Genomic DNA, 8,566 nt, shown 5'->3' with positions numbered 1-8,566 from the left:
GCCTGATCGTGCTGGCCGAGCCGATCGTGCGGCTGCTGTTCGAGCATGGCGCCTTCGGCGCCGATGACAGCGCGGCCACCGCGCGCGCGCTGATGTGGTTGGCGCTGGGCCTGCCGGCTCATGTGCTGATCAAGGCGCTGTCGCCGGCCTTCTATGCCCGCAGCGACACGATGACGCCGCTGCTGGCAACGGCCAAGGGATTTGTGGTCGCGGTCGCGCTTGCGGTTCTCCTCGGCCATTTCTTCGGTGCAAGCGGGATCGCCGCGAGCATCGCGGCCGGCGCCTGGAGCAGCGCGCTCTCGCTGCTGCGCAAGGGCACGGGCGAATTCGGCTTCTCGGTCGATGTCGCCGCCCGCAAGCGGCTGCCGCGGATCGTGCTCGCCGCCTCCGCCATGGGCGCCCTGCTCTGGCTGACCGAAGGCCTGGTGCCTGCCGAAGCGCATGGCCTCGTCAAATTCATCGTGCTGGGCGTGCAGATCGCGGCCGGAATCGCCGTCTACGGCCTGCTCCTGCAAATCCTCGGCGCGGCCTCCTGGCGCGAGGCGGCTGCCGCCTTGAGGCGGCCCGCCTAGCCCGACCCCGGCGCGCAGGATGATCGAATTGCCCTTGACGGGGCAGCGCCGCTGTTGGAAACGACGGCCGGTACCTTCCAGGAAAGCTTACCATGCCATTCGTTGAACGGGTCTTTTCGGGCGTCCAGCCGACCGGCAATCTGCATCTCGGCAATTACCTCGGCGCGATCGTCAACTTCGTGAAGATGCAGGAAACCCACAACTGCATCTATTGCGTCGTCGACATGCACGCGATCACGCAAGGCGTGGACGTCTGGGGCGGCCCGGTCGAGCTCGCACGCAACACCCGCGAGGTGACCGCGGCGTTCATCGCGAGYGGCATCGATCCGAACAAGCACATCGTGTTCAACCAGAGCCAGGTCTCCGGCCATGCCGAGCTCGCCTGGATCTTCAACTGCGTCGCGCGCATGGGTTGGCTCGGCCGCATGACCCAGTTCAAGGAGAAGGCCGGCAAGGATCGCGAGAACGCCTCCGTCGGACTGTTCGACTATCCCGTGCTGATGGCGGCCGACATCCTGCTGTACCGCGCCACGCACGTGCCGGTCGGCGAGGACCAGAAGCAGCATCTCGAGCTCTCGCGCGACATCGCGCAGAAGTTCAACAACGACTTCGGTGACTCGATCCGCGCCCAAGGCACCAATGACGGACTGTTCTTCCCGCTGCCGGAACCCTTCATCACGGGCCCGGCGACGCGCGTGATGTCTTTGCGCGACGGCACCAAGAAGATGTYGAAGTCGGATGCCTCGGACAATTCGCGCATCAACCTCACCGACGACGCCGACACCATCGCGCAGAAGATCCGCAAGGCGAAGACCGATCCGGAGCCGCTGCCGACCGAGGAGAAGGGCCTGGAAGCCCGCCCCGAGGCCGACAATCTCGTCGGCATCTTCGCGGCGCTCTCCGACCGCTCCAAGGCCGACGTGCTCCGCGATTTCGGCGGCGGACAGTTCTCCAGCTTCAAGAACGCGCTGGCGGAGCTGTGCGTCACCAAGCTCGCGCCGATCGCCGGCGAGATGAAGCGCCTCGTCGCCGACCCCGGCCATATCGATGCGATCCTGAACCAGGGTTCCGACCGGGCCCGCGCCATCGCCGACGAGACCATGAAGCTCTCGAAGGACATCGTCGGCTTCATCCGCCGGCGCTGATCATCGCATCCGCAAAACGCGGCCGGCGCGCTGGCGTCGGCCGCTTCCCCTCTCCCAAACGTTGCGGGAGTGTGGCAGCATGTCGGCCGTGCACATTCCGGGACATGCATGACCAGCAAGCGACTTTGCTTCGAGCCGGGTCACAAGCCCAAATGCCTCGTCATCGTCGACGACACCGCCGAATGGGACCGCGCGGTCTATTACGCCAGCCGCTGGGCGATCCGCGCCGGCGGCGGCGTGGTGATGCTGCGCATCATCGAGCCCGAGCAGCAGAGCCAGGAATGGCTTGGTGTGGCCGACATCATGCGCGCCGAAGCGCATGAGGCGGCGGAAGCCGCGCTCGACCGTGCCGCCGGCCGCGCCAACGGCATTGCCGCGATCACGCCGGAACGGGTGATCCGCGAAGGTGCGCCGATGGAACAGCTGCTTGCGGTGATCGACGAGGACCCCGACATCGCCATGCTGGTGCTCGCTGCCAATCCCGGTGCGGAAGGCCCCGGGCCACTGGTCTCGCTGCTCACGTATGAGCTGGGCACGTTCCCCGTTCCCGTGACGATCGTTTCCGGCGCGCTGAGCGACCAAAGCGTGGATTCGCTGTCATAGGCGTCCCTGTCTGGACACGCCAACCAGATATCCGTCATGCCCGGGCTTGTCCCGGGCATCCACGTTCTTGGCGCCACGAAGCAAGGCGTGGATGGCCGGGTCAAGCCCGGCCATGACGGCGCGGGGCTATTAAAGTGTTCTAACCCGCTGATATCGTGACGAAACGTGCTCCCCGCCCCTTGATCGTGCGTTCCCCGTCGCCATCTGCTAGTGGATAGGCCACGCGCCGGCCTTGAACCGGCGACGTCTGGAGAAAACCATGTTCATTCAAACCGAAGCCACCCCCAATCCCGCCACGCTGAAATTCATTCCCGGCCGCGTCGTGGTCGACGGCAGCCCGATGGAATTTGCGAGCCGCGAATCGGCCGCGCGTTCGCCGCTCGCCGAAAAGCTGTTCGAGGTGCCCGGCGTCACCGGCGTGTTCTACGGATCGGACTTCATCACCGTGACCAAGGCGGACGGTGAATGGCAGCAGCTCAAGCCCGCGATCCTCGGTGCGATCATGGAGCACTACATGTCCGGCGCGCCGCTGCTCGCCGGCGGCGCCGCGCAAAGCGATGCCGATCTCGACGACGAGGACGAGTTCTTCGACGAGGCCGATGCCGAGACGGTCGACATGATCAAGGACCTGATCGAGACCCGGGTGCGGCCGGCGGTCGCCAATGACGGCGGCGACATCACCTTCCGCGGTTTCAAGGACGGTATCGTCTATCTCAACATGAAGGGCGCCTGCTCCGGCTGCCCGTCATCGACCGCGACGCTGCAGCACGGCATCCAGAACCTGCTCAAGCACTTCGTGCCCGACGTGGTCGAAGTCCGGCCGATGTGAGCGGTAGGTGAGTAGCGAATGGCGAATAGGATTCCGATCGGCTAGACTATTCGCTGTTCGCCAACCGCCAACCGCTTTTCCATGCTGATCCTTGCCATCGATACCGCGCTGGAAGCGTGCGCGGCCGCCGTGCTCGATACCGACGCCGGCGAGCTGCTTGCGCAGGAGCAGCTTCTCATGAAGCGCGGCCATGCCGAGGCGCTGATGCCGATGATCGCGCGCGTCATGCAATCGGCCAATCTCGCCTTCACCGCGCTCGACCGCATCGCCGTCACCGTCGGCCCGGGAAGTTTCACGGGCCTCCGCGTCGGCATTTCAGCGGCACGCGGCCTTGCGCTCGCGGCCAAGCGGCCGGCCGTCGGGCTGACGACGTTATCGGCCTATGCCGCCACCGTCGTCGGCCAGAGCAAATCGGCGCCGGTGATCTCCGCGATCGATGCGCGGCACGATCACGTCTACTTCCAGATCGTCGCCGGCGACGGCAGCCAGCTGGTGCGGCCGGGCGTCGCTCCCATCGACGAGGCGATCGCGGCCTCGCAATTCGGCGCAGCGCATCTGGTCGGCAATGCCGCAAGCATCCTCGCCGATCGCTGGCCGAAGGATGCAGCGCAGCCGGTCGCGGTCGACGCGCAACCCGCGCCCGATATCGGCTGGGTCGCATGGCTTGGCGCTGCCGCCGATCCCGAGACAAATCCGGCGCGGCCATTCTATCTGCGCGCACCCGATGCGAAACCGGCAGCACAGCCCCCGCTCGCAGCTCACGCCGCAACCTCATGATGAGCTGGCTGTCGGAATGGTGGCGCGGCGGCACGGCCGTCGTCGAGCCGGCTTCCGCGCGCGATGCCGCGCGGCTCGCGCAGCTTCATGGCGCCTCCTTCGCGCATGGCTGGGGCGAAGGCGAGTTCGAGAGCATGATGAGCGAGCGCAATACGCTGGTGCATCGGCTGCGCCTCGGTCGCAAGACCATCGGCTTTGCGGTGTCGCGGATCGGCGCGGACGAAGCGGAGATCCTCTCGATCGCGGTCGACGAGGCCCATCGCGGCCGCGGCCTCTCCCGCACGCTGCTGATGACCCATCTCGGCCACCTCGCCGGGCGCGGCGTGCGCACGATATTTCTCGAGGTCGAGGAAAACAACCAGCCGGCACGGCGGCTCTATGCGGGGTGCGGATTCATGGTGGTCGGACGTCGCGAACGCTACTATAAACAGCCGAACGGGGAACAATTGAACGCCCTTCTGATGCGGCGTGACTTGTCGTAACATTGATGGCAGAAAGCGCCCCGTCAGGCAGACAGATCATGACCGCACTGAAACCTTCTTCTGCATCCAAGTCGTCCGGCATCGAGGCGCGCTGTGCCGCCACCGGCATGCGCATGACCGAACAGCGCCGCGTCATCGCCCGCGTGCTCGCGGAGGCGGTCGATCATCCCGATGTCGAGGAATTGTACCGGCGCTGTGTCGCCGTCGACGACAAGATCTCGATCTCGACCGTGTATCGCACCGTCAAGCTGTTCGAGGATGCCGGCATCATCGAGCGCCATGACTTTCGCGAAGGACGCGCGCGCTACGAGACGATGCGCGACAGCCATCACGACCACCTCATCAATCTGCGCGACGGCAAGGTGATCGAATTCACCTCCGAAGAGATCGAGAAGCTCCAGGCGGAGATCGCCCGCAAGCTCGGCTACAAGCTGGTCGATCACCGGCTCGAGCTCTATTGCGTTCCGCTCGACGACGACAAGCCAACAAGCTAAGTGCCCGTCGACCTCATCATTTTCGATTGCGACGGCGTGCTCGTGGACAGCGAGGTGATCTCCTGTCGCGCGCATGCGGATGTGCTGACGCGTCACGGCTATCCGATCACCTCGGAGCAGGTGCTGGTCCGCTTTCTCGGCGTATCCGAGAAAGACGCGCGGCGGATGGTCGAGCAGGAAATCGGCCGCAGCCTTCCTGACGATCTCGAGAGCCAGGTGAATGCGGCCACGCTGCAATTCTACGCCAGCGATCTGCAGCCGATCACCCATGTGGCCGCGGCGATCGCCGCGATCGATCTGCCGAAATGCGTCGCATCGAGCGGCACGCCGGAGAAGATCCATCACGGCCTGACGTGCGCCGGGCTCTACGACCTGCTTGCGCCGAACATCTTTTCCGCAAGCCAGGTCGCGCGCGGCAAGCCCGCGCCCGACCTGTTCCTGTTTGCCGCCGCGCAGATGAAGGTCGCCCCGGAGCGGTGCCTCGTGATCGAGGACAGCCTCCCCGGAGTGACCGGCGCGCACGCCGCCGGGATGACCGTGCTGGGCTTTCACGGCGGCAGCCACTGCCCGGCGGGTCACGCCGAAAGGCTGCGGACCGCCGGCGCCGGACTGACATTCGACGATATGCGGCAATTGCCGGAGCTGGTCCGGCGGGTCGGGGCGGACGCTTTGGCGGGGTGATTTCCGTCATTCCGGGGGCACGCGCGGCGCGTGAACCCGGAATCCCGAGTTTTGGCCCGAGATTCCGGGTTCGCGCTGACGCGCGCCCCCGGAATGACGGTCCAGAGGCTCCATTCGCTGGATTTTCCCCCCTCCAGCCTATATCTGAAGGCCGTCCTCCACCTCCATTTTCGGGTTCCATGACGCCGCCGCGCAAGCTGCACATCAAATCATATGGCTGCCAGATGAACGTCTACGATGCCCAGCGCATGGTGGACACGCTGGCCCCGGAAGGATTCGTGGAGACGGCCAGTGCAGAGGACGCCGACCTCGTCATCCTCAACACCTGCCATATCCGCGAGAAGGCCTCCGAGAAGGTCTATTCCGAGCTTGGCCGGCTGCGCGTCGCCAAGGACGAGGCCGCCCGCGGGGGCCGCGCGATGCAGATCGCGGTCGCAGGCTGCGTGGCGCAGGCCGAGGGCGAGGAGATCGTGCGCCGGGCGCCGGTGGTCGACGTCGTGGTCGGTCCGCAGAGCTACCATCACCTGCCGGAGCTCTTGAGGCGCGCCGGCAACGAAGGCCGCGCGATCGAGACCGAATTTCCCGCCGCCGACAAGTTCGGCTTCCTTGCCCAGCCGAAGCCCGACGCGATCCGCGCGCGCGGCATTTCCGCCTTCGTCACGGTGCAGGAAGGCTGCGACAAGTTCTGCACCTTCTGCGTCGTACCCTATACGCGCGGCGCCGAAGTGTCGCGCCCGGTGGCAAGGATCGTCGACGACGTGAAGCGGCTCGCCGACAACGGCGTGCGCGAGCTCACGCTGATCGGGCAGAACGTCAACGCCTATCATGGCGAGGGACCGGACGGAAAAGCCTGGCCGCTCGGCCGGCTGCTCGAACATCTGGCAGGGATTCCCGGCATCGCGCGGCTGCGCTATTCGACCAGCCACCCCCGCGACGTCGATGACAGTCTGATTGCGGCCCATCGCGATCTCGAGGCCCTGATGCCGTTCGTGCACCTGCCGGTGCAGTCGGGCTCGGACCGGATTCTGGCGGCCATGAACCGCAAACATACCGCCGATGATTATCGGCGTGTCATCGACCGTTTCCGGGCCGCGCGCCAAGACATTGCTTTTTCATCAGATTTTATCGTGGGTTTCCCGGGTGAAAGTGAGCAAGATTTTCTCGCCACCCTCGCGCTTGTCATGCAAATCGGCTACGCTGCCGCTTATTCGTTCAAATACTCCGCCCGGCCGGGAACGCCGGCCGCGGACATGCAGGAGACGGTGTCCCCCGCCGAGATGGACCAGCGATTGGAGCGGCTCCAGGAACTGATCGACAGCCAGCAATCGGCCTTCAACAAGGCCGCGATTGGCTCAACGGTCGACGTGCTGTTCGAGCGTCCGGCGCGCAAGGACGGCCAGATCGTCGGCCGCACCGCCTTCCTCCAGCCCGCGCATGTGATGGCCTCGCCCGACATCATCGGACAAATCCTGCCGGTGCGGATCGACAGCCTCGAGCGCTACAGCTTCCTCGGGGAGCTCGTCACACCGCGCGTTGCGCGCGAGCCCGCTTTATCACCCATCGCCACTGGAGCCTGAACCCTTGCCAAAAAGCGCATCGGATTCGCCTTCTATCGCTCCCAGCCGCAAATTTGACCGCGACATGCAAGTTCCACCCGAAACCCAGGTCGTCATCGACTTCGACGACAACCGCGCCGCATCCGCGCTGGTCGGGCCCTATGGCCAGAATCTGGCGCAGATCGAGCGGCGGCTCGGCGTCGTCGTGGATTCCAAGGGCAACCACATCACCATCGGCGGCACGCGCGACGGCTGCGACGCGGCGCGCCGCGTGCTGGAGGCGCTCTACGCCCAGGCAGTAAAAGGACAGGATCTCGACCAGGGCGAGGTCGAAGGCGCGATTCGCGCCGTGATCGCCCAAGGCTCGCTGTTCGAGTTCGACGCCAAGTCCGCCAAATCGACCTTCGACAGCATCAATCTGCGCAAGCGCCCGGTGCGCGCACGCACGGCCGCCCAGGATTCCTACATCCGCGCGCTGAAGCGCCACGAGCTGGTGTTCGGCATCGGCCCGGCCGGCACCGGCAAGACCTGGCTCGCGGTCGCGCATGCCGCGCAACTGTTCGAGCGCAAGGAAGTCGACAAGATCATCCTGTCGCGCCCGGCGGTCGAAGCCGGCGAACGGCTCGGCTTCCTGCCCGGCGATCTCCGCGAGAAGGTCGATCCCTATCTGCGCCCGATCTACGACGCGCTCTACGATCTCATGGACGCGCGCATCGTCGAGCGGGCGCTCCAGACCGGCGAGATCGAGATCGCGCCGCTCGCCTTCATGCGCGGCCGCACGCTGACCAACGCCGCCATCATCCTGGACGAGGCGCAGAACACCACGTCGATGCAGATGAAGATGTTCCTGACCCGTCTCGGCGAGAACAGCCGCATGATCGTGACCGGCGACCCCTCGCAGATCGACCTGCCGAACGGTCAGACCTCGGGCCTTGCCGAGGCAACCCGCCTGCTGGACGGTGTCGAAGGCATTGCACAAGTTCATTTCAAGGCCGAGGACGTGATCCGCCACGAGCTCGTGGCGCGGATCGTCGCCGCGTATGAAGGGTCGCCGCAGCGGCCGGCGACCGGCAAATCCTGACGGGACAACAACCGGACCATATGGGCGCGGACGCAAGCGCCTTTTCGTTCCGAACAAAGACAATGTCACACCCCAATCTTCCCATGACCGAGGTCCTCGTCGTCGCCGATTGCTGGCAGCGCGAACCCGATTCCGAAGCCGTGATCCAGCGCGCGGTCGCGGCTGCCGCCGAGAGTGTCGACGAAGACGTCGCGGAAGCGGAAGTGGCGGTGATGCTGACCGACGATGCCGGCATCCGCACGCTCAACAGCAACTGGCGCGGCATCGACAAGCCGACCAACGTGCTGTCGTTTCCCGCGCTCCAGCCGGAGGGCGAATGGAAGCCCGGCGATGCGCCGCGCATGCT

11 protein-coding genes are annotated in these 8,566 nt (G+C 65.8%); all 11 read left to right on the top strand.

The features are described from left to right. A partial coding sequence (locus AC1D00_RS15525; RefSeq protein WP_477011281.1) for a lipid II flippase MurJ occupies nt 1–572 on the top strand: 572 nt, incomplete at its 5' end. Nucleotides 573–664: 92 nt separating this feature from the next. Continuing rightward, a complete protein-coding gene (gene trpS, locus AC1D00_RS15520; RefSeq protein WP_477011280.1) occupies nt 665–1,717 on the top strand; it encodes a tryptophan--tRNA ligase in 1,053 nt (350 codons plus the stop codon). Nucleotides 1,718–1,825: 108 nt separating this feature from the next. Further along, nucleotides 1,826–2,320, top strand: a complete 495-nt coding sequence (locus tag AC1D00_RS15515) for a universal stress protein (protein ID WP_027546802.1) — start codon at nt 1,826–1,828, stop codon at nt 2,318–2,320. Between the two features lie 259 nt (nt 2,321–2,579). Then, complete coding sequence (locus AC1D00_RS15510; protein ID WP_477011279.1) at nt 2,580–3,149, top strand: NifU family protein; 570 nt, start codon at nt 2,580–2,582, stop codon at nt 3,147–3,149. 81 nt (nt 3,150–3,230) lie between these two features. Beyond that, nucleotides 3,231–3,926 carry a tRNA (adenosine(37)-N6)-threonylcarbamoyltransferase complex dimerization subunit type 1 TsaB gene (tsaB, locus tag AC1D00_RS15505; protein ID WP_477011278.1) on the top strand — a complete coding sequence of 232 codons (696 nt, stop codon included), beginning with the start codon at nt 3,231–3,233 and terminating at the stop codon, nt 3,924–3,926. After that, nucleotides 3,923–4,408 (top strand): ribosomal protein S18-alanine N-acetyltransferase, encoded by a 486-nt coding sequence (rimI, locus tag AC1D00_RS15500; protein ID WP_477011277.1) that lies wholly within the window; start codon nt 3,923–3,925, stop codon nt 4,406–4,408. The genes tsaB and rimI overlap by 4 nt, the downstream gene beginning before the upstream one ends. A gap of 38 nt (nt 4,409–4,446) precedes the next feature. Further along, nucleotides 4,447–4,902: a Fur family transcriptional regulator gene (locus tag AC1D00_RS15495; protein ID WP_027546806.1), complete on the top strand. Its 456-nt coding sequence runs from the start codon at nt 4,447–4,449 to the stop codon at nt 4,900–4,902. Next, on the top strand, nt 4,903–5,583 hold the full coding sequence (locus tag AC1D00_RS15490) for an HAD family hydrolase (RefSeq protein WP_477011276.1): 681 nt from the start codon (nt 4,903–4,905) through the stop codon (nt 5,581–5,583). A 179-nt stretch (nt 5,584–5,762) separates the two neighbouring features. Continuing rightward, nucleotides 5,763–7,160 carry a tRNA (N6-isopentenyl adenosine(37)-C2)-methylthiotransferase MiaB gene (miaB, locus tag AC1D00_RS15485; RefSeq protein WP_477011275.1) on the top strand — a complete coding sequence of 466 codons (1,398 nt, stop codon included), beginning with the start codon at nt 5,763–5,765 and terminating at the stop codon, nt 7,158–7,160. A 64-nt stretch (nt 7,161–7,224) separates the two neighbouring features. Next, complete coding sequence (locus tag AC1D00_RS15480; protein ID WP_135175146.1) at nt 7,225–8,220, top strand: PhoH family protein; 996 nt, start codon at nt 7,225–7,227, stop codon at nt 8,218–8,220. Nucleotides 8,221–8,282: 62 nt separating this feature from the next. Further along, nucleotides 8,283–8,566 (top strand): rRNA maturation RNase YbeY (gene ybeY / locus AC1D00_RS15475; RefSeq protein WP_477011274.1); only part of this gene is annotated, 284 nt, incomplete at its 3' end.

The sequence above is a fragment of the Bradyrhizobium sp. P2_E8 genome, from assembly GCF_056403875.1.
Note: the sequence above shows the minus strand (reverse complement) of the source record. Positions and strands in the feature narration are given on the sequence as shown.